Raw genomic sequence first — 21064 nt, forward strand, 5'->3', positions numbered from 1 at the left:
TCAGCCGCCGCTGCTGCGACCGCGTCCCGAGGCGCCGAAGCCGCCGCGCTGCGCGGTCATCGCGCGATCCGGGGTGGCGGCGACCGGCGTCAGGCCGGCGCGGCCGGCAGCCGTCGCACCGGACGGCCGCAACCAGCCGTCGGTGTTGCTGCGCCAGGCCGGGGTGGCCTGCGGCCTACCGGGGGCGGCGCCGCGTGCCTGGCCCGCGGCGGGCTGCTGGGCGAGGCCGGCGCGGTTGCCGCTCATCATCTGAGACAGGAAGAAGCCCGCCATCATCGGTCCGATGAACGAGTGCCCGGCCGTCGTGCGCTGCTCCACGCAGTCCTCGGCCGGATAATCGCGCGCGCAGGCTTCGCGGCTGCCGTACTGCGGGGCCGCATCGGCGGCCTGCTGGCGGGCCTGCTCGAACGCGACGCGGCAGTTGGAGGCATCGCCGGTGGCTTCGGTGCAGCGCTCGACCGAGGTGAACAGGCCTTCCTGCATCTGCACCGGCTGCTCGCGCTGACAGGCGGTGAACAGCAGGGGCGCGGCGCCCATCAGCAGCAGGGCCGTCGTCTTCGATCGCTTCATGCGCACGGGTCTCGTCGTGTGGGCGGGTTCCAGCCTGTCATGATGCCGCGTGCGCGCTGCACGGGCAAAGCGCCAGGCCCGCTGGTTCAGTCGAACAGCAGGCTGCGATGGGTTGCGGCGCCGGCCATCGCGCCATCGCCGATCGCCAGCGCAACACTGTGCGCAGCGCGCGCGGCGTCGCCACAGGCGAACACGCCGGACACCGAGGTGGCCTGCATCGCATCGGTGCGCACGAAGGCGCCCAGCGGCCCATCTTCGAAGGCACAGCCGAGTTGCTCGGCCAGCGGGCTGGCGACGTGGGTGCGGCTGGCAACGAACAGCCCGTCGCATGCGATCAGCCGGCCGTCCTTGAGCACGACATCCGCGTCTCCGGCCACCGCGGCGATCCGCCCCGGCTCGATCCGCACGCCACGCGCAGCGAGCGCGGCGCGCTGGGTATCGTCGGGCACGAAGCGCCCATCGAGAAAGAACGTCACCGCGCCCCAGTCGGGCAGCATCAGGGCATGGTGCATCGAGACCTCGCCGACGGCGATCACACCGATGCGGCCGCGGTCGAGCTCGTAGCCGTGGCAGTACGGGCAATGGAACACGCTGCGTCCCCAGCGCGCTTGCAGGCCGTCGATCGGCGGCAGCGTGTCGATCACACCGGTCGCCAACACCAACCGGCGCGCCTGCACGCGCTGGCCGGCCTCGTCCTCGACCGCGAACAGGCCGATGCCGCCATCGGCGCGCACCGCGGTCGCCTGCCGCCAAGTGATGGTCGGATAGGCCAGCACCTGGGCGCGGGCGTCGGCGACGATCGCCTCCGGCGCGCGGCCGTCCTGGCCGATCAACCCGTGCGAGGCGGACGCGAAGCGGTTGCGGCGCTGACCGGCGTCGACGATGAGCACGCGCTGGCGCGCGCGGGCGAGCTGCATCGCAGCCGACAGGCCGGCATAACTGCCGCCGACGACGACGGCATCGAAGGACGCGGTGGGGTCAGGCATGGTCGGGACGCTCGCAGGGGACGGACGGGACATGCGGCATGCGCCGCGCGAAGGAGGCGGCCAGCTCGGCCAGCGTCACCTCGCCCAGGCGCGCGATCAGCAGCGCCTCGGCATCGCGGAAGGCGATGTCGAGTGCTTCGTTGACGGCCTGCTCGACCAGGCACGCGGGCTGCGCCAAGCGATGGCCCATCGCGAACACGGTCGGTTCGCCGACCGCGCGATAGATATCGAGCAAGGTCACCGTGCGCAGGTCGCAGCCCAGTGTCCAGCCGCCACCCGGCCCCTTGGCCGAGGCGACATAGCCCCGCTCGCGCAGGCTGGCGAGCGTGCGGCGGACCACCACCGGGTTCGTGCCCAGCGCGCGCGCCAGGGTCTCGGAGGTCAGCGGGCCGTCGTGCTGGGCCATGTGCAGCAAGACGTGCAGGACGGAGGACAGGCGGCTGTCGGGCTTCATGTAACTCAAATTATTACATTATGCGGAGCACCGCAAGCTCCGCCTAGACTGCGGTCCTTGCCCGATGGGACCTTTCGATGCGCGCCCTGTTGCCACTGCTCCTGCTCGTCGCTGCACCCGCGGTCGCCCAGACCGCGCCCCCGGCATCGTCCGAAGCGCATGCGCGCGCGGTCGCGGCCGGCTACAAGGCGCTGACGTTGTGCAGTGCGCACCTGGGCGGTGGCCGCACATCGGCGCAGGTGGACGCGGTCGAGTTGCGCGGCATCTATCCCGAGTACCAGGCGCAGGTGGATGCGCTGACGGCCGTGGTCGACCGCGACGCGCACACGGTGTCGGTCGCGTTCGACCCGGCGCTGCCGCCGCGTATCGCCGCCTGGCGCCCCAACCTGGGCTGCGCGCAGTTGCCGATCGGCGCCGACGCGGCCGCGGTGGCGACGCTGCCGCGCTTCGATGCCGCCGCGCCGGACCTCGATGCCCGGTCCTGGCCGCTGGGCGAGCGTGACGCGACTGCGCCGCTGCGCGGCGACGACCGCGCGCTGTCGGCCGCACTCGACGGCGCACTGGGTGCCACCGCGTTCGGCGAGGGGCACGTCACCACGGCGGTCGTCGTGGTGCAGGGCGGGCGCATCGTCGCCGAGCGCTACCGCGACGGCTTCGGCCCGCACGTGCCGCAGCGCACGTGGTCGGTCGCCAAGAGCCTGGCCGGCGCGCTGGTCGGCGTCGCCGCAGCCCAGGGCACGCTCGATCCGGCGCGCCCGGCGCCGGTGCCCGAATGGCAGCGGCCCGGCGACCCGCGCGCGACAATCACCGTCGACCAGTTGCTGCGCATGGCCAGCGGCCTGCACAGCGACACCGCCGGCAACCGCACCGATGCGCTGTACTTCGGCGGCGCGACCGTGGCCGAGGCCGCACCCGGTTGGCCGCTGGCCGCTTTGCCGGGCACGCGGTTCCGCTATGCCAACAACGACAGCGTGCTGGCGGTGCATGCGCTGCGCGCGGCCACCGGCGACGACGCGCGCGCGCTATCGCGTCCTTACACCGACCTGTTCTGGCCCGTGGGCATGACGCGCACGTTCGCCGAGACCGACTGGCAGGGTGGCTACGTGCTGTCGAGCCAGGTCTGGTCGACCGCGCGCGACCTCGCCCGCTTCGGCCTGCTGCTCAAGGACGAGGGCGTGGCCGCCGGACGCCGGCTGCTGCCCAAAGGCTGGGTGCGGCAGGCGACGACGCCGTCCGGCCCACAGCCCGAGGGCGACTTCGGCTACGGCGCGACGCTGTGGCTGCTGCAGCGCTCGCCGGGCGTGCCGGTCGACACGTTCGCCGCGTTCGGCAACCGTGGGCAGTACATCGTGGTCGTGCCCTCGCGCGATCTCGTGCTGGTGCGCCGGGGCGAGGACCCGACCGGACAGCGCTTCGACATCGCCGCGTTCGCGGCGGCGGTGCTGGCCGCGGTGGACTGAGCGAGTCGCCGCCCGCGTGGGGCGGGATTCGATTGCATCATTGCGCGTTTGCCCCCACCCGGCGCCTGCGGCGCCGACCTCCCCCGCGGGCGGGGGAGGTGCGCTGGAAACGCTGGCGTTCTGCGGGAACGTGACGTCGGTGCCGGCTCAGCCTGCCTTCTTCTCGGCGATCCAGTGATCCACACGCTGTTCGAGCAGGTCCAGTGGCAGCGCGCCGCCGCCGAGCACGGTGTCGTGGAAGCCGCGGATGTCGAAGCGGTCGCCCAGTTCGGTCTCCGCCTTCCGGCGCAGGGCCTGGATGCGGATCATGCCGACCTTATAGGCGGTGGCCTGACCGGGCATGATCAGGTAGCGGCGGATCTCCGACTCGATCGCCGCCTGCGGGATCGAGCTGTTCTGGCGGAAGTAATCGACCGCCTGCTGCTCGGTCCAGCCCTTGGCGTGCATGCCGGTGTCGACGACGAGTCGGATCGCGCGCCACATCTCCGACATCAGCCGGCCGTACTCCGAGTACGGGTCCTGGTAAGTGCCCGGCATTTCCTTGGCCAGCCACTCCGAGTACAGGCCCCAGCCCTCGGTGTAGGCGGTGTGGAACTGCTGGGTGCGGAACGTCGGCACGCCCTGCAGTTCCTGGGCGATCGAGATCTGCATGTGATGGCCCGGCAGGCCCTCGTGATAGGCGATGACCTCCAACTCGGTCTTGGGCATCGCGTTCATGTCCGACAGGTGCGCGTAGTAGATGCCCGGCCGCGAGCCGTCAGGCGTGCCGGGGTAGTAGTGCTGCGCCGCGCCGGGCTGCTCGCGGAACGCCTCCACGCGGCGCACCTCCAGGCCGGCCTTGGGCAGCAGGCCGAAGTACTCGGGCAGGTGCTGGCGGATGTTGTCGATCGCGGCGGTCGCATCGTCGATGTAGGCCTGGCGGCCGGCATCGGTGTCGGGGTACTTGAAGCGCTTGTCGGTGTCGAGGAACGCGAAGAACGCCTGCAGGTCGCCATCGAAGCCGACGCGGGTCTTGAGCGCCTCCATCTCGCCACGGATGCGCGCGACCTCGTCCAGGCCCAGCTGATGGACCTCGTCGGCGGTCATCGCAGTCATGGTGTTCTCGCGTAGCTGGTAGGCGTAGTACGCCGCGCCGTTGGGATGGGTGGTGCCGACACCAGCCGGATTCTCCAATGCTATGGGCCGCTCCTGCTCGCTCCACGCGATGATCCGCTCGTAGGCCGGCTTGAGCTGCTCGACCAGCGCCACGCGGGCGTCTTCCTTGAGCTGCGCGGCACGCTCGGTGGTCAGTTTGCCCTGCTCGACCAGCGCATCGGCCTTGGCCTGGGCATCGGCCCACAGCGCGCTGTCGGGGCCGTCGTCGAATGGCGCACCGGCGATGACCTTGCGCGACTGGTCGATCACGCCATCGAAAGCGAACCGCGGCGGACGGATGCCCTGCGCGGCGGCAGCGCGGCCGCGTTCGAGCAGTTGGTCGAACATCGTCGGCGCCGCCTTCAGACGGGCGATATAGGCCTGATAGCTCTGTTCGTCGTCGACCTTGTGGATGCTGATCATGAAGGTCGGGAACGCGCTGTGCATGCCGTTCATCTGGTCGAACACATAGCCGTCGGCGAGGAATGCCATGCCCTCACGCGCGCTCTCGTACTGACGCTTCCACAGATCCCACGACAGCTTGGTTTCGGCATCGAGCGCGTCGTAGTCGAACTGCGCCTCCATCTCATCGACCGAGGCCTCTAACCAAGCCAGACGGTCGCGGCTGGCCTGCTCGGACATGTCGTCGAGCCGGTCGTTCTGGTCCTTGCGGCCCAGGAAGGTCAATTGGGTCGGGCTCTTCTGCAGCAGGGCCTCGTACTGGGTCTCGAACCAGGCGTTGAGCCGGGCCGATTCATCCTGGGCAGCCTGTCCGCTGGCGGCATCGGTCTGTGTGGTGCCGGACGGTGCGGGCGCAGATGGAGCGCAGGCGGCGAGGGCCAGGGCGAGAGCCAGCGTGGAACCGGCGGCAATGGCGCGCATGGGCGGAACTCCTGGTGGTCGGAGGTGCATTCTGCGCGGCGGCCAAGCGCGGCGCCCCTGCGAAATGTCATACCACCTGAGCTGCGCTCAAGGCTGGCAGGCGTGCAGTTTTTTCAAGGGCCGCTCTTCACACCAATTTGTGCTGAACGCAGGCTGCACGCATTCCGTGGCTGGGCGCCGAGCTTCACTGCTGTCGTACGGACTGCGGCATAGGGTGCGGCCAACGCTCCTCCTTGCCTGCCCCGCCCCAACTCCGGCCTTCCGGAAGAAGACGCGAATGAAGCCCGACCCCGCCCTTGTTGCCCATCCTGCATCTGACCCTGCCCGCGACGCGTCGACGGCGGTCGATGCGGACGACGCAGCGCTGCTCAAGCGCTTCGCTGCGTCGCTCCAGCAAGCGCCGTACTACTCGGTGGGCAGGACCTGGGAGGACTACGCGCCGGCCTACCGGCTCGGCCTGCGCAGTTGGCGCCGCACCCCCGGCGAGGACTTCGAGACGATCGCCGCCCAGCTCGAGCGTGACTGGAATGCGACCCGTGGCACATCCCGGCTGGGCTGGGTGGAGGCACGCGGCGCGGTCGAGGCAGCCTGGCAGCACTGCGCCATGGACGCCGCCTCCCGGCAGGACGCTGCCCGGCGCGCCGACCGCAACGCCTGAGCGGGCCCTGGGGCGCTGAACGGCGCCGCGCTACCATAGCGTCTTTTCCGCGAGAGCCGCGATGAGCGCTTCCCACGACGATGCCCGCAACGGCGTCCCCCGCGCCGAGGCTGAGGCCGCCGTCCGTACGCTGCTGCGTTGGGCCGGCGAGGACCCGGCCCGCGAAGGTCTGCTCGATACGCCGCGCCGCGTCGCCGACGCCTACGGCGAATGGTTCAGCGGCTACGCGATCGACGCCGACGCCTATCTGGCGCGCACGTTCGAGGAAGTGGCCGGCTACGACGAGATGATCGTGCTGCGCGACATCGAGTACGAGAGCCATTGCGAGCATCACATGGCCCCGATCATCGGCAAGGTGCATGTCGGCTACCTGCCGTCGGGTCGCGTGGTCGGCATCAGCAAGCTCGCGCGCGTCGTCGAAGCCTATGCCAAGCGTTTCCAGGTGCAGGAGAAAATGACCGCGCAGATCGCCGGCTGCATCCAGCGCGCGCTGTCGCCGCTGGGCGTGGGCGTGGTGGTCGAAGGCGCGCATGAGTGCATGACCACGCGCGGTGTGCACAAGCGCGGGGTCAGCATGATCACCTCGACGATGCTCGGCAGTTTCCGCGACGATGCGCGCACCCGCGCCGAATTCCTGCAGTTCATCGAGGTCGGCGGCGGCCGCCGCTGACGCGCCGGCTCAGCGCGCGAAGGTGTCCCAGGCCATCTTCGCGATCAGCACCACCACCAGCGCGACGAACAGCTTGCGGATCAGCGGCGTGCCGCCGCGCAGCGCCAGTCGCGTGCCGACCACCGACCCGCCGACATTGGCGATGGCCATCGGCACCGCGAATGCGAGCAGTACGTGGCCCGAGGGCACGAAGAACGACAGCGCCGCCAGGTTGGTCGCCAGATTGACGATCTTCGAGGCGGCGGTCGCGCGCAGAAAATCCAGCCCGAAGAAGCGGATGAACAGGAAGATCAGGAAGCTGCCGGTGCCGGGCCCGAACAGGCCGTCGTAGAAGCCGATCGCGGCCCCCATCGCCAGGGCTAGCGCCAGCTCGCGACGGCCGACCTCGCGCGGGCGGTGCAGCGCGCCGAAGTCCTTCTTGACCAGGGTGTAGGCCAGCATCGCCACCAGCAACACCAGAATCAGCGGCCGGACCGCATCGCGGGGCAGCAGGCTGACCGCGGTGGCGCCGGCGAAGGCGAATACGAACGCGGTCGCCGAGGCGCACAGCACGGGCATCCAGGGGAAGCGCACATTGCGCGCGTAGCGCCAGCCCGCCGCCGCGGTGCCGAAGATCGAGCTGAACTTGTTGGTGCCCAGCAACGCCGCCGGGGCGTACTGGGGCAGCGCGGTGAACAGGCCCGGGAGCTGGACCAGGCCGCCGCCGCCGACCGCCGCGTCCACCAGCCCGGCCATGAAGGCGATACACACCAGCCAGATCAGTTCGGGAAACAGCGCGTCCACGCAGGGCCTGCAGAACCGGGCGCGCAAGCATACGCCTTCCGCGCCGGCCCGCTCAGGATGGCTCGCGTACAATGCCCGGCCGTGCTCCGCGACACTCTTTGCCCGTGAACTCCTCGTCCCGCGCCCTCATCGAACCCCTCGTCGAGCGGGCCATCGCCGCCCTGCGCGATGCCGGCACGCTGCCCGCCGATCTCGCCACGCCCGCCTTCGTCGTCGAACGGCCGAAGGACCGCAGCCATGGCGATTTTTCCACCAACGCAGCGATGCTGCTGGCGCGCCCGGCCCGCTCGAACCCGCGCGCGATCGCGCAGGCGCTGGTCGATGCGCTGCCGACCAACGATGCGATCGCCTCGGTCGAGATCGCCGGGCCCGGGTTCCTCAATTTCCGTCTGACACCGGCCGCCTGGCGCGACCAACTGGTCGCGGTGCACACCCACGGCGACGCCTACGGCCACAACGACAGCGGCGCGGCGCAGACCGCCGGCGTCGAGTACGTCTCGGCCAATCCGACCGGTCCGCTGCACGTGGGCCACGGCCGCGCCGCGGTGATCGGCGACTGCATCGCGCGCGTGCTCGACGCCAACGGCTGGAACGTCAAGCGCGAGTTCTACTACAACGACGCCGGCGTGCAGATCGAGAACCTCGCCCGCTCGGTGCAGGCGCGCGCACGCGGCCTGGCGCCGGGCGACGCCGATTGGCCGGCCGATGCCTACAACGGCGAGTACATCGCCGATGTCGCCCGCGCGTGCCTGGACGGCGCCACGGTCGAGGTCGAAGGCCAGTGCGTGACCGGCACCGCCGATGCCAACGACCTCGACGCGATCCGCCGCTTCGCAGTCGCCTGGCTGCGCCGCGAGCAGAACGCCGACCTGGCTGCCTTCGGCGTGAGCTTCGACGTCTATTTCCTGGAGTCGTCGCTGTACGCCGACGGCAAGGTCGAGGAGACCGTGGGCACGCTGGTCGCCAATGGCCATACCTACGAGGACGGCGGCGCGCTGTGGCTGCGCTCGACCGACTATGGCGACGACAAGGACCGCGTGATGCGCAAGTCCGACGGCAGCTACACCTACTTCGTGCCGGACGTGGCCTATCACCTGAGCAAGTGGCAGCGCGGCTACCGACGTGCGATCACCGAGCTGGGCGCCGACCACCACGGCTCGCTGGCGCGCGTGCGCGCCGGCCTGCAGGCGCTCGATGCCGGCATCCCGGCCGGCTGGCCGGAATACGTGCTGCACCAGATGGTCACGGTGATGCGCGGCGGCGAGGAAGTGAAGCTGTCCAAGCGCGCCGGCAGTTATCTCACGCTGCGCGACCTGATCGACGAGGCCGGGCGCGATGCCACGCGCTGGTTCCTGGTCGCGCGCAAGCCTGATTCGCAGTTGGTGTTCGACATCGACCTGGCACGCAGCCAGTCGCTCGACAATCCGGTCTACTACGTCCAGCTCTCGCATGCGCGCATCTGCGGCCTGCAGCGCCAGCTCGCCGAGCGCGGCCTGGCCTTCGATCTGCAGCAGGGACTTGCGCAGTTGCCGGACATGACCGACACGGCGCTTCGCGACGTGCTGATCGACCTGTCGCGCTGGCCCGAGATCGTCGCCGCGGCCGGCACCCAGCTCGAGCCGCACCTGATCGCGACCTATCTGCTGGAACTGGCGCAGGCCTTCCAGACGTACTACAACGATCACCAGTTCCTGGTCGACGACGCCCCGACGCGCGACGCGCGTCTGGCGCTGGCGACGGCCGTGGGACAGGTGCTGCGCAACGGCCTGGCGCTGCTGGGCGTGCAGGCTCCGGAGGCGATGTGATGGCGGCAAGACGCGGCAAATCCCAGGCGCGACGCAACGGCGGCAGCTCCGGCGGCCTGCCCGGCTGGGCGTGGATGATCATTGGCGTGGTGCTCGCGCTGGGCGTGGTGCTGGCGGTGCCGCGGCTGTTCAAGCCCGACGCCGAGGACGGCTTCTTCCGCCCGCGCCCCAATCCCGATGCACAGCCCGCGGTCGGTGCGCTCGACGAGGACGCGCCGGCGCCGCTGGCCGAGACCCCGGCACCGAGGCCGCGCCCGGCGCAGCCGCAGCCCGCGCCCGCCGCCGACTACGACTTCTACACTCTGCTGCCCGACCAGGAGGTGCCGATGTCCGACGCCGAGCTGGCCGCCAGCGCGCGCGCCGAGGCCGAGCGCCGGCAGCGCGCCGAGGCGCAGCAGCAGGCGCTGCAGGGCCGTCACCCCGACGCCGCAGACCTGGCCGGTGCCCCGACCGGCCCGACGCCGCTGAGCGAGACGCCGGCGGCGACGACCACGCCGGCGGCGACCCCGACCCGGCCCACGACCACGGCCTCGACGACACCGGCTGCCGGCAGCGATGCCCGCTACCTGCTGCAGGCAGGCTCGTTCAGCGCCTCGGGCGATGCCGAAGCGCTCAAGGCACGCATCGCGCTGCTGGGCCTGAGCGCCCGGGTCGAAGCCGGCCAGGCGCAGGGCAAGACGGTCTACCGCGTGCGCATGGGGCCCTACGGCACCGCCACCGAGCTTGCCGAAGCCAAGCAGAAGCTCGGCAACGGCGGCCTGCCGGCGCTGGCGATCAAGGCCCAGTGACGGAGACGCCCGACCATGGCTGACGACACCCGCCTGAGCGATACCGAGCTCGACCGGCTGGACACGTTGCTCGATCGCTGCACCGACCCGGAGACCGGGCTGGGCAATCTGGAAATGCTCGACGGCTTCCTGTCGGCGCTTGCGGTCGGTCCGGTCGAGACCACGCTCGATAGCGTGCTGCCACTGGTCTGGGGTACGGGCGAGGTCGCGCGCCGCGATGCCCGTCAGACCCGCGAGGCCGAGGCGCTGATCGCCCGGCTGGCCGACGAGATCGTGCACCGCGTACGCCAGGACCCGCAGGAGGGTGTCGCCCACGAGGCATTGATGCCGATGCTGGGCCTGCCGCCCGAAGCCGACGATGGCCAGGCCGAAGGCGAGGCCGTGGGTGGACTGGACGGCGTGCCGGCCGACTTCCCGTTCGCAGCCGCGTGGGCCGCTGGGTTCCTGCGCGCCGCCGCCGAACACGAAGACGCGTGGTCTGAATGGATGCACGAGCACGACGCGATCGAGAACGACCTGGGCGTCATCGCCCGACTGGCGATCGTCGATGCGAGCCAGCTCGAAGATGCCGAAATGGCCGAGGGCGACATGCTGTCGCTCGAGGAGCGCTTCGACCTCGCCTACGACCTGCCCGACATGCTCCACGACATGTATCTGCAGCGCTTGCACGACCGCCGTCCGCAGCCGGCCAGGCGCGCCGATGTGCCCGGCCGCAATGATCCGTGCTCGTGCGGCAGCGGCCGCAAGTACAAGACCTGCTGCGGCACGCCGACGCTGCACTGATCGACGTCGCGGCGCGATGCCGCATCCGTCCCGCCCTTCATCCGCGCCCGACGCAGGCGCCCGCCCCGGAAGAGTTCCCATGCCCCGCACCCTCCTCGTCACCGGCGCGACCTCGGGCTTCGGCGCCGCGACCGTCGCCCGCTTCCTGCAGGGCGGCTGGCGCGTGATCGCCACCGGTCGCCGCGCCGAGCGGCTGCAGGCGCTGGTCGACACGCACGGCACCGAACGCCTGCACGTGGCCGCATTCGACATCCGCGATGCCGACGCGATGCGCGCCGCGCTCGACGCACTGCCAGACGCCTTCCGTGGCATCGACGTGCTGATCAACAACGCCGGGCTGGCGCTGGGCACCGCGCCGGCGCAGCGCGCCGATCTCGCGCAGTGGACGCAGATGATCGACACCAATGTCACCGCGCTCGCCACGCTGACCCATGCCCTGTTGCCGACATTGATCGAGCGCCGCGGCGCGATCCTCAACATCAGTTCGATTGCCGGCAGCTATCCCTATCCGGGCGGCAACGTCTACGGCGGCACCAAGGCCTTCGTCACCCAGTTCTCGCTGGGCTTGCGGTCCGACCTGCACGGCACCGGCGTACGGGTGACCTCGATCGAACCGGGCATGGCCGAGACCGAGTTCACGCTGGTGCGCACCGGCGGCGATCAGGCCGCCTCCGACACGCTCTACGGCGGCGCCACGCCGATGACCGCCGAGGACATCGCCGAGCAGCTGTGGTGGGTCGCCAACCTGCCGCCGCATCTGAACATCAACCGGCTCGAGATCATGCCGGTCAGCCAGTCGTTCGCCGGCTTCCAGGTCCATCGCGGCGGCTGACCGCCGCTTGCATCGCAATCGCCGGCCGCCTCGTGCGTCGGCAGCCCTGAGGCCACCGACGCCGGTGTCGCGGCTTACTCGAGCGGCGTGTCGTCGAGATAGGTATAGCCGGTGAGCCCGGCTTCGAGCGCGTCCTTGAGCCGCTGCGCTTCATCGTCCGCCAGCGCCGCGTCGTCGACCATCGCGGTGTAGCGCGCGCGCAGGTCCTCGAGGCGATAGCCGACGTAGTCGAGCATCACGTCGGTGGTGTCGCCGCGGCGCTGCTGCGCGATCGTGATGCCGTCGCCCTCGATCTTCACTTCGACCGCATCGGTGTCGCCGAACAGGTTGTGGATGTCGCCGAGAATTTCCTGGTAGGCACCGACCATGAAGAACCCCAACCGGTACTGCTCGCCCGGACGCAGCGCATGCAGTGGCAGCGAGGTGTCGAGGTCCTCGTTCTCGACATAGGTGTCGATCTTGCCGTCCGAGTCGCAGGTCAGATCGGCGATGACACCGCGGCGCTCCGGCAGCTCGTCGAGGCGCTCGATCGGCACGATCGGGAACACCTGATCGATCGCCCAGACATCGGGCATCGACTCAAACACGCTGAAGTTGACGAAGTACTTGTCGACCAGGCGCTCGTTGAGCTCGTCGAGCAGCGGGCGATGGCTCTTCTCGTCGAAGGTCAGCCGCGCGCGGACCGCGTGCGCGATCGCATAGAACAGGTCGTCGATGCGCGCCCGGTGCACCAGGTCCAACTGGCCGAGCGCGTACAGCGCCAGGCCCTCGGCGTGATGGTGCTGCGCCTCGTGGAACAGCTCCACCGCCGGCCGCGCCGCCAGTTCGCCGTGCAGTTCGCGCAGGTTGGCCACCACCGCCGGCTCGTCACTGTGCGCGTCGGGCACGCGGCCTTCGGGGGCGCGCTCGACCTCCGACACATTGGCGACCAGCACCGCGTGGTGGGCGGTCATTGCACGCCCGCATTCGGTGACGATGCGCGGCGGCGGCAGCCCATGCTCGGCGCAGGCCTGCGCCAGCGGTTGGACGATGCTGCCGGCGTACTGGCGCACGCCGTAGTTGACCGAGTTGTAGCTGCGCGAGCGCGTGCCCTCGTAGTCCACACCGAGGCCGCCGCCGACGTCGACGTGGCTGATCCGCGCGCCCAGCCGCGAGAGCTCGACGAAGTAGCGCACCGCCTCGCGCATGCCGTTGGCGATGTCGCGAACGTTGGAGATCTGCGAGCCCATGTGGAAATGCAACAGCTGCAGGCAGTCGCTCATGCCCGCGTCGCGCAGCTTCTTCCACAGGTCCAGCAACTGCCGCGGATTGAGCCCGAACTTGGCCTTGTCGCCGCCGCTGTTCTGCCACTTGCCAGCCCCCAGCGAGGCCAATCGCATGCGCACGCCCAAGCCCGGCTTCACGCCGAGCGCGGCCGCTTCCTCCATCACCAGGGCGAGTTCGGACGGCTTCTCGACGACGATGAAGGTCTCCAGGCCCAGCTTGCGGCCGATCAGCGCCAGGCGGATGTATTCGCGGTCCTTGTAGCCGTTGCATACGACCAGACCACCCGGGCGCGAGAGCGCGAGCACGGCCATCAGCTCGGGCTTGCTGCCCGCTTCCAGGCCGAAGCCCTCGCCGTGATGGCTGGCCAGCGTGCCGGCCACGCCGCGGTGCTGGTTGACCTTGATCGGATATACCGCGGTATAGCCGCCGGTGTACTCCCACTCGGCCTGCGCCTGCGCGAACGCGGCCTGCAGCCGATGCAGGCGGTCGCCGAGGATGTCGGGAAAGCGCACCAGCAGCGGCAGTTGGGCACCCTTGGCGCGCGCGGCGTCGACCGCCTCGGGCAGCGCGATCGACGGGCCCTGCGCGCCGCGCGGCGAGACGACGATGCGCCCGGCGTCGTCGACATCGAAATACCCCTCGCTCCAATGCGGGATCGAGTAGGTCTTGCGGGCGTGGTCGGTCGACCAGGCAGTCATCGGCGGGCGTCCATCGGCGAAGGGGCCGCATAGTCTAGGGGTTGCCGACGCAACCTGCGGTGACATGCCCTCAGCGGTCACCGTGCCGATACGTCGGCGGGCCGGCAACCTTGCGTACGTGGCCCGCGATCCGACGCCGACCAGAGGCGATGAAGGCGACGTGGCTGCCGGGCAGGTCCAGCGCGTCGACCACCCGCTGCAGCGTCGCATCGGCGTCGAACACCAGGCCGCGCAGCCGCACCAGCACCACGAAGTGCGGCAGCCCGTCGGCATCGCCCTTGATGTGCTTGCGCGCGATCCAGGCACTGCCGATCTTCCCGGTCGCCGCCAGTGAAGCGCGCGCGGCGGCGAGCGCAGCCCCATCCAGACCGTGCGGCAGAAGCGCATCACCGGCCGAGAGTGCATTGCGCGCTTGCTGCGCACCGCGCCGTCGGTCGTCGATCGATACCTGGTCGCTGATCACCGCGTCCAGCGCATCGAGGTCGTCGCGTCGGCGATAGTAGGCAGCGAGCGCCTCGTTGACCGCATCCGCTGCCCCGGGATCGAGCATCCGTGCGTGATGCAACAGCCCCACGCCAGCGGGCTCGTCGCGTTCGAGCAGCAACGCGCCCAGGCGAAAGTGTGCGAACGCATCCTGCGGCGCGACGCGCACCGCGTCGCGGTACAGGGGCACCGGGTCGTCCTGCGGCCGCACGCGCTCGACCAGGGCCGCGTACTCGACGGTCTCGGCCGGCGTGCGAGCCGAACCGCTTTCGAGTGCGGCGAGCCGGTCACGGTCCTCGGCGTGCGCGCGGTGGCGCTCGCGCCAGCCATCGCCGATGCGCAGGCGCCAGTCCTCGCTGAACGCTGCCTCCAGCGACGGCAACAGGTCGCCCAGCAGAACCTCGGCCGCGCTGCGCTCGGGCGGCGGCGCGACCATCGCTTCCACGCCCAGAGCCTGCAGTCGCTGTGCGAGCGTGGGATGGGTGTCATGGACGTCGGCGCGGGCAGTCAGCTGCGCGGCCAACCGGGCGTCGTCCTCCGGATGCGGACTCCGCAGCGCGGTCGCCATTTCGCGCAGCAGGCGGTCCGGCGGCTCGGCGCGCTCGCGGTTGGCATCGATCACCGACGGCCAGAACTCGTGCGCCAGGCGCGCGGCGCCCACATTGACCCGAATCAGCGCACTGCCGGCGACATCGGCGCCGGCCAGCCGGGCGGCCATCGCATCGGCCTGATACTCATTCTGGCGCGCGAGCACGAAGCTGTAGGCGTCGAAGTATGGCGCGTACCAGCGGAAGAATCGCTCGAACACCCGGCTCGCCCACGCACCGCGCGCGGCCAGGCCGTCGAGCACGCGGTACCAGCTCATGCGCACGCGATGGATCCAGCCAGAGAAGCGGCCATGCCCGCCGCCGAAGTGACCGAACTCGTGGGCGACCACCGATGCGAACTGCCCCGGGTCGAGCAGTTGCATCAGCGGCAGGCCCAGCACGAGATAGTGACGATGGCCGAGCAGCCCGAGCATGCGCGGCACGCTGGCGGCCGCAGCGTTGAGATCGTCGTCGATGAGGATGCCCGACAGTCGCGGCGCCCCGGCGGCGCGGCGCAGGCGCTCGACCTCGGCGACCAACCGCGGCGCCTCTCCGGGCGCGAGCGGACGGCCCGGTGGCGGCTCCAAGCGCACCCACAATGCGCGCAGCACCAGCCAGCCGAAGGCGATCGGGATCCAGACCACCTTCGCAAGCTTGACCAGCAGCAGCGGGCTGATCGCCAGCAGCAGCGCGACCAATCCCACCGACAGCCCGAGGGCCAGCGCCACCGCGCCGCCGAGCACACCGAAGCCCAAGGCTGCCAGCAGCGCCAGCCGCATGCGGTAGGTCCTGGGCGCGCGTTGCGCGAACGTCTCCAGCCGCGCGACCCGCGCACGGCGCTCCGCTTCCGACATCATCCTTGCGTCCCCTCGTCACGCCGTCCGGCGCGTCCCCGACCCGAATCCTAATCCGCACGCCGGGCCAGGAGAAGCGCCCCGCGCGGCGGGTCTGTCGCGCCCGGGCCGTCATGGGGGCTCGGCTACAATGCGCGGCCCGCATTTCCCCGGAACCTTTCGCATGTCCGCTCCGACCTGGCTCCACGAGACCTTCAACCCCACCGGCTCGTCGATCGGCTTCCGCGTGACCAAGAAGCTCGACGAAGTGCAGTCGCCGTTCCAGAAGATCGAGATCTACGAGAGCACCGATTGGGGCAACGTGATGCTGATCGACGGCGCGATGATGGTCACCACGCGCGACAATTTCTTCTATCACGAGATGGTCTCGCACCCGGCGCTGTTCACCCATGCCGCGCCCAAGCGCGTGGTGATCATCGGCGGCGGCGACTGCGGCACGCTACGCGAAGTGCTCAAGCATCCGGGCGTCGAAAGCGCAGTGCAGTGCGACATCGACGAGCAGGTCACGCGGATGTCGGAGAAGTACTTCCCCGAACTGTGCGCCTCCAACGACGACCCGCGCGCGCAGCTGCTGTTCGACGACGGCATCGCCTACATGCGCGACTGCGCACCGGGCAGCGTCGATGTGGTCATCGTCGATTCGACCGACCCGGTCGGTCCGGCCGAGGGTCTGTTCAACAAGGCCTTCTTCGACAGCTGCTTTCGCGCGCTCAAGGACGACGGCATCCTGGTGCAGCAGTCCGAGTCGCCGCTGGCGCTGCTGGACCTGATCCGCGAAATGCGTGCCGAGATGGGCAAGGCCGGCTTCACCACGTTCCAGACGCTGCCGTTCCCGCAGCCCTGTTATCCGACCGGGTGGTGGAGCGTGACGCTGGCGCGCAAGGGCCAGGGCTTCGACTTCCGCCAGGCCGACGCCGCTGCCAAGGGTTTCGAGACCGCGTATTACAGCGCCCAGATCCACAAGGCCGCGCAGGTGCTGCCGCCGTTCGTGGCCAAGGCCCTGGAGGCCTGAGCCCACCCCCCCGGCGATGCCGCGGCTTCCGCCGCGCATCGCCCGCATCGCGCTCGACCCGCTCAGCCGATGCCGGCCGCTCGCAGCCCCGCCGCCGCGAGCGCGCCCAACACCACCACGCCCAGGAACGGCACGCCGCGCCACAGCGCGACAACCGCGACCAGCAAGGCGCCGGCCCGGGCATCGAGCACGACGCCCCCGCCGCCGGCGAACCCGTTGACGACCACCAACGCCGCCAGCAACCCGATGGTCATCGCCGAGGTGATGCGCGCCATGCGTGCGCCTTCCAGCCAGCGCGCCGGCACCAGGTAGCCGGTGAGCTTGGTCGCGAACGCGACCGCGCAGGCCAGCAGCAACCAACCCCAGGTCGCGCTCACGCCCGCGCCTCCGATGCAACGTTGCGCCGCGCGAGCAAGGCGCCCCAGGCGGCCGCGACCGCCGCCGCGACCAGGATCGGCACACCGCCGGGCAGCCAGGGCATCGCGAGCGCGGTTGCCAAGGCGCAGACCACCGCGATCGCGACCGGCTCGCCGCCGCGCAGCCGTGGCCACAGCAGGCCGATGAAAGCGGCCACCGCGGCACCGTCCAGGCCCCAACGCCGGGGATCACCGATCACGTCGCCGAGCAGCGCCCCGACCAGCGTGAACAGGTTCCAGCACACGAACACGCCCAGCCCGGCCACCCAGAAGCCGCGGCGCTGTTCGGCAGGCTCGGTCTGACCGGCCGCGGTCGCGGCGGATTCGTCGATCGTCACCTGCGCCGCGAGCAGGCGCGTCCATCCGCGCGGGTCCAGCAGCCGATTGATCTGCACCGCATAGACCGCATTGCGCACGCCCAGCAGGCTGGCCGCCCCGAATGCCGCCGCGCCTGCCCCGCCGCCGGCGAGCACGCCGACGAACGCGAACTGCGAGCCGCCGGTGAACATCAGCAGGCTCAGCGCCATCGTCTGCCACAGGTCGAGCCCGGCAGCGACCGAAAGCGCACCGAAGGACACCCCATAAAGCCCGGTGGCCAGCGCGATCGACAGGCCGATCCGCGTCGCCGGCGTCAGTGACAGTGCCATGCGGTCATTCTCGTCGTCGGCCCCGGGCCCGCGTCAACGCGTGGCATCGCAGTCGGCGGGTCGCGCGAGGTCGGGCATCGCCTCGACCTCGCGCAACGCTCCGTCGGGCGCGAAGTGGAACCGCCACGTACGCTCGCAGCGCATCGGAATCGGATTGATGTCGGCGCGCCAGCCCGGGCCGCCGTCGGCCTGTCCGATCACGTAGTACAGGCCGTCGGGGCCGGTCGCCAGCGCGTCCTGTGATGCGGCATCGTCGCCGGCGTCGGCCCGCATCCGGCGCAGCTGCGCATCGGCAGCGGCCGCCGCGACCGGCAGGCCTTCGAGCGGCAACGCGTCGAGGTCGAGCAGGTCGGGTTCAAGAACGGACGGCGACGCCTCGCGCCCGGCCGCGACGGCCTCCCAGCGCATCCCGGGCGCCGGGTAGGCATCGCCGTAGGTGTAGCGCAGCAGCGCTGCCGGGTCGCCCGGCGACTGCAGCCACAGCAACGCCGAGCCGTCGGCGTAGAGGTAGACGAAGCGGTGCAGCCGCAGCGCGTGGCCCCGCAGCTCCGGCCGCGCCGCGAGCTCGGCCAGCAGCGCGCGGAAGTACGCCGGGCGGTAGAGATGATCAGGTTTGGCTGCGTGCACCGGTGCGGGCGGCGACGGCGCGGCCGCGGGGCGGTCGCAGGCGGCGAGGAGGCCAGCAAGCACGATGGCCGCGACGACCATGACATCGCAACGCGTGCGGTGCCCGGCCGATTGCCTGCGTCGACTCGACATCCGGCGCCTGCGCCTAGCTGCGCAACACGGCGTGGAACCTGCCGCGCGACACGGCGCCGCTCACAGCGCGTCGGCGTCCAGTTCGCCGGTGCGGATCCGCACCACGCGCTCGAGGTCGTAGACGAAGACCTTGCCGTCGCCGATCCGCCCCATGCCTGCGGACTTGAGCACAGTCTCGACCACGGCATCGACGATGTCGTCGGTCACCGCGATCTCCAGCTTCACCTTCGGCAAGAAGTCCACGACGTACTCCGCGCCGCGATAGAGCTCGGTGTGGCCCTTCTGGCGGCCGAAGCCCTTGACCTCGGTGACGGTGATACCGGTCACGCCGACCTCGGCGAGCGCCTCGCGCACGTCGTCGAGCTTGAACGGCTTGATGATCGCCATGACCATCTTCATCGCTGTGTCTCCGCAGGGGATGCGCCAAGGATACGCCACCCTCACGCGCCGCCCTACACGATGCCGAGCACGCGGCGCAGCACGCTTGTGCGCGTGCCCGGAGGCATGGTCTAGTGCGCCCCGCGCCGCGACGGGGATTTTTCTGACGACGCACCGCGGAGGCGGCCGACTGCATGCGTTGCGCATGCCGGCGACGCTATCCGTACACCGTGAGGACTGACTGATGATCGATTTGAACAACATCGACGAGCTCGCGCGTCGCCTCAGCGGGCTGGTGCCCGCCGGCCTGCGCGAGAGCCGCGAGGAACTGCAGGAGAACTTCAAGGCCGTGCTGCAATCGGGTCTGGCGAAGCTGGACCTGGTCACGCGCGAGGAGTTCGAGGTCCAGCGCGCAGTGCTGCTGCGCACGCGCGAAAAACTCGAGACCCTGGAGGCGCAGGTCCGCCAACTCGAGACCCAGAGCGCGCCGCCGGCCCCGTCGCCAGGCAACTTCGACACCGCCCACTAAAAAAGGACAGCGCCATGGGACTTGCGCTCGTGCACGGACGTGCGCGCGCAGGCATCCGGGCACCCGCGGTCGAGGTCGAGGTGCACCTGGGCGGTGGCCTGCCATCGATGTCGATCGTCGGCCTGCCAGAAGCCGCAGTGCGCGAAGCCAAGGACCGGGTCCGCGCCGCGATCCAATGCGCGCAGTACGATTTCCCGGCGCGGCGGATCACCGTCAACCTCGCCCCGGCCGACCTGCCCAAGGGCGGCGGCCGCTTTGATCTGCCGATCGCGCTCGGCATCCTGGCCGCCAGCGGCCAGGTCCCGGTCGAAGCGTTGCGCGAATGGGAATTTGTCGGCGAGCTCGGACTGACCGGCGAACTGCGCGCCGTCGACGGCGTGCTGCCGGCTGCGCTCGCGGTCGCCGGTGCCGGTCGCGGACTGGTGGTGCCGGCCGGCAATGGCGCCGAAGCCGCGCTCGCATCCGACGTCGAGGTGCGGACCGCACGCACACTGCTGGAAGTCTGCGCCCTGCTCGGCGGCACGAAGCCGTTGCCGGTCGCGGTCGCCCCGCTGCAGCGCGCGCTGCCGGGCCCCGACATGCGCGAGGTCCGCGGCCAAGCCCAGGCCCGACGCGCACTAGAGATCGCCGCGGCCGGCGGCCACCACCTGCTGCTTGTCGGTCCGCCGGGCTGCGGCAAGACCCTGCTCGCGTCGCGGCTGCCCGGCCTGCTGCCCGACGCCACGGAGGCCGAAGCACTGGAAACCGCCGCCGTGCTCTCAGTCAGCGGACGCGGCCTCGACCCGACACGCTGGCGCACGCGCCCCTTCCGCAGCCCGCATCACACCGCGAGCGCCGTCGCCCTGGTCGGCGGCGGCAACGAACCGCGGCCCGGCGAGATCTCGCTGGCGCACAACGGCGTGCTGTTTCTCGACGAACTGCCGGAATGGGACCGCCGTGCACTGGAAGTGCTGCGCGAGCCATTGGAGTCGGGCGCGGTGACGATCTCGCGCGCGGCGCGGCAAAGCGAGTTCCCGGCCCGCTTCCAGCTGGTCGCGGCGATGAATCCCTGTCCCTGCGGCTGGGCCGGCGATGTGTCGGGGCGTTGCCGCTGCAGCGGCGACGCAATCGCCCGCTACCGCGCGCGCATCTCCGGTCCGCTGCTCGACCGCATCGACCTGCATGTCGACGTCCCGCGGCTGCCGCCGGCCGCGCTGCGCCCCGACGCGCCACAGGGCGAAACCAGCGCCGCGATTCGTGTCCGCGTCGACGCCGCGCGCGCACGCCAGCAGGCCCGCGCGGGCACCCTCAACGCCCGGCTCGACCAGACCGCGACTGCCCGCCACTGCCGGCTTGCCCCCGCCGACCAAGCGCTGCTCGAGCGCGCGATCGAATCCCTGCATCTATCGGCGCGCGCGATGCACCGCATCCTGCGCGTGGCCCGCACGATCGCCGATCTCGACGGCAGTGCCGACATCGCATCGAAGCATCTCACTGAGGCATTGGGGTATCGCGGCGTCGATGCGACAGCGCCCGCCTCGACCTGAGATTCGCCAAGAGACTTCGACGCTGCGCAGGACGTCACAGCGCGGCGATGGTGCGCGCGGGCTGCCTATCGCAGTCGGTTCGCAACGTCACCCGCGATCTGGCC

Annotated in this window: 21 protein-coding genes; 10 read left to right on the forward strand and 11 right to left on the reverse strand. The window is 70.7% G+C overall.

Annotated elements, in window-relative coordinates:
• The 3 genes from BEN78_06095 to BEN78_06105 all read right to left on the reverse strand — a co-directional run bounded on the left by BEN78_06095 (nucleotide 1) and on the right by BEN78_06105 (nucleotide 2010).
• Entirely contained in the window at nucleotides 1–570 is a 570-nt protein-coding gene (locus BEN78_06095) for a hypothetical protein (GenBank protein ASR43012.1), read from the reverse strand.
• Nucleotides 571–656: 86 nt separating this feature from the next.
• Nucleotides 657–1556, reverse strand: coding sequence for a thioredoxin reductase (locus tag BEN78_06100; protein ID ASR43013.1), 900 nt, complete (start codon nucleotides 1554–1556; stop codon nucleotides 657–659).
• A complete protein-coding gene (locus BEN78_06105; GenBank protein ASR43014.1) occupies nucleotides 1549–2010 on the reverse strand; it encodes a transcriptional regulator in 462 nt (153 codons plus the stop codon). Before BEN78_06105 ends, BEN78_06100 begins: the two co-directional genes overlap by 8 nt.
• Nucleotides 2011–2087: 77 nt before the next feature.
• Between BEN78_06105 and BEN78_06110 the strand changes: the two genes are divergently transcribed.
• The gene (locus BEN78_06110) at nucleotides 2088–3470 is read left to right on the forward strand and encodes a serine hydrolase (protein ID ASR43015.1); all 1383 of its coding nucleotides are present in this window, start codon (nucleotides 2088–2090) and stop codon (nucleotides 3468–3470) included.
• Between the two features lie 147 nt (nucleotides 3471–3617).
• Here the strand turns inward: BEN78_06110 and BEN78_06115 are convergent, their stop codons facing one another.
• Complete coding sequence (locus tag BEN78_06115) at nucleotides 3618–5486, reverse strand: hypothetical protein (GenBank protein ID ASR43016.1); 1869 nt, start codon at nucleotides 5484–5486, stop codon at nucleotides 3618–3620.
• A gap of 277 nt (nucleotides 5487–5763) precedes the next feature.
• On the opposite strand from BEN78_06115, the gene BEN78_06120 reads away from it, so the two are divergent.
• On the forward strand, nucleotides 5764–6144 hold the full coding sequence (locus BEN78_06120; GenBank protein ID ASR43017.1) for a hypothetical protein: 381 nt from the start codon (nucleotides 5764–5766) through the stop codon (nucleotides 6142–6144).
• 61 nt (nucleotides 6145–6205) lie between these two features.
• The gene (locus BEN78_06125) at nucleotides 6206–6814 is read left to right on the forward strand and encodes a GTP cyclohydrolase I FolE (protein ID ASR43018.1); all 609 of its coding nucleotides are present in this window, start codon (nucleotides 6206–6208) and stop codon (nucleotides 6812–6814) included.
• 9 nt (nucleotides 6815–6823) lie between these two features.
• Here BEN78_06125 and BEN78_06130 read toward each other — a convergent pair whose 3' ends face one another.
• The gene (locus BEN78_06130; GenBank protein ASR44956.1) at nucleotides 6824–7549 is read right to left on the reverse strand and encodes a hypothetical protein; all 726 of its coding nucleotides are present in this window, start codon (nucleotides 7547–7549) and stop codon (nucleotides 6824–6826) included.
• A gap of 119 nt (nucleotides 7550–7668) precedes the next feature.
• Between BEN78_06130 and BEN78_06135 the strand changes: the two genes are divergently transcribed.
• The 4 genes from BEN78_06135 (at nucleotide 7669) to BEN78_06150 (ending at nucleotide 11805) form a co-directional block, all read left to right on the forward strand.
• Nucleotides 7669–9402 carry an arginine--tRNA ligase gene (locus tag BEN78_06135; protein ID ASR43019.1) on the forward strand — a complete coding sequence of 578 codons (1734 nt, stop codon included), beginning with the start codon at nucleotides 7669–7671 and terminating at the stop codon, nucleotides 9400–9402.
• A complete protein-coding gene (locus tag BEN78_06140) occupies nucleotides 9402–10190 on the forward strand; it encodes a sporulation protein (GenBank protein ASR43020.1) in 789 nt (262 codons plus the stop codon). The genes BEN78_06135 and BEN78_06140 overlap by 1 nt, the downstream gene beginning before the upstream one ends.
• A gap of 15 nt (nucleotides 10191–10205) precedes the next feature.
• The gene (locus BEN78_06145; GenBank protein ASR43021.1) at nucleotides 10206–10973 is read left to right on the forward strand and encodes a hypothetical protein; all 768 of its coding nucleotides are present in this window, start codon (nucleotides 10206–10208) and stop codon (nucleotides 10971–10973) included.
• Between the two features lie 79 nt (nucleotides 10974–11052).
• The gene (locus BEN78_06150) at nucleotides 11053–11805 is read left to right on the forward strand and encodes an NADP-dependent 3-hydroxy acid dehydrogenase (protein ID ASR43022.1); all 753 of its coding nucleotides are present in this window, start codon (nucleotides 11053–11055) and stop codon (nucleotides 11803–11805) included.
• 74 nt (nucleotides 11806–11879) lie between these two features.
• On the opposite strand, the gene BEN78_06155 is transcribed toward BEN78_06150, so the two are convergent.
• Both BEN78_06155 and BEN78_06160 read right to left on the reverse strand, forming a co-directional pair.
• A complete protein-coding gene (locus BEN78_06155; GenBank protein ID ASR43023.1) occupies nucleotides 11880–13769 on the reverse strand; it encodes an arginine decarboxylase in 1890 nt (629 codons plus the stop codon).
• 70 nt (nucleotides 13770–13839) lie between these two features.
• A complete protein-coding gene (locus BEN78_06160; GenBank protein ID ASR43024.1) occupies nucleotides 13840–15696 on the reverse strand; it encodes a hypothetical protein in 1857 nt (618 codons plus the stop codon).
• 160 nt (nucleotides 15697–15856) lie between these two features.
• Between BEN78_06160 and BEN78_06165 the strand changes: the two genes are divergently transcribed.
• The gene (locus tag BEN78_06165; GenBank protein ASR43025.1) at nucleotides 15857–16705 is read left to right on the forward strand and encodes a spermidine synthase; all 849 of its coding nucleotides are present in this window, start codon (nucleotides 15857–15859) and stop codon (nucleotides 16703–16705) included.
• Nucleotides 16706–16767: 62 nt separating this feature from the next.
• Here BEN78_06165 and BEN78_06170 read toward each other — a convergent pair whose 3' ends face one another.
• The 4 genes from BEN78_06170 to BEN78_06185 form a co-directional block, all read right to left on the reverse strand.
• Nucleotides 16768–17082, reverse strand: coding sequence for a branched-chain amino acid transporter AzlD (locus tag BEN78_06170; protein ASR43026.1), 315 nt, complete (start codon nucleotides 17080–17082; stop codon nucleotides 16768–16770).
• A complete protein-coding gene (locus tag BEN78_06175; GenBank protein ID ASR43027.1) occupies nucleotides 17079–17768 on the reverse strand; it encodes a branched-chain amino acid ABC transporter permease in 690 nt (229 codons plus the stop codon). The genes BEN78_06170 and BEN78_06175 overlap by 4 nt, the downstream gene beginning before the upstream one ends.
• A gap of 33 nt (nucleotides 17769–17801) precedes the next feature.
• A complete protein-coding gene (locus BEN78_06180) occupies nucleotides 17802–18476 on the reverse strand; it encodes a hypothetical protein (protein ASR43028.1) in 675 nt (224 codons plus the stop codon).
• Between the two features lie 111 nt (nucleotides 18477–18587).
• Nucleotides 18588–18926, reverse strand: a complete 339-nt coding sequence (locus BEN78_06185) for a transcriptional regulator (protein ASR43029.1) — start codon at nucleotides 18924–18926, stop codon at nucleotides 18588–18590.
• Nucleotides 18927–19149: 223 nt separating this feature from the next.
• Between BEN78_06185 and BEN78_06190 the strand changes: the two genes are divergently transcribed.
• A complete protein-coding gene (locus BEN78_06190) occupies nucleotides 19150–19434 on the forward strand; it encodes a hypothetical protein (GenBank protein ID ASR43030.1) in 285 nt (94 codons plus the stop codon).
• A gap of 14 nt (nucleotides 19435–19448) precedes the next feature.
• Nucleotides 19449–20960, forward strand: coding sequence for an ATP-dependent protease (locus tag BEN78_06195; GenBank protein ID ASR43031.1), 1512 nt, complete (start codon nucleotides 19449–19451; stop codon nucleotides 20958–20960).
• The last annotated feature ends 104 nt before the right edge of the window (nucleotides 20961–21064 follow it).

This window comes from Xanthomonas citri pv. mangiferaeindicae (assembly GCA_002240395.1).
GTDB classification, from domain to species: Bacteria; Pseudomonadota; Gammaproteobacteria; order Xanthomonadales; family Xanthomonadaceae; genus Luteimonas; species Luteimonas citri_A.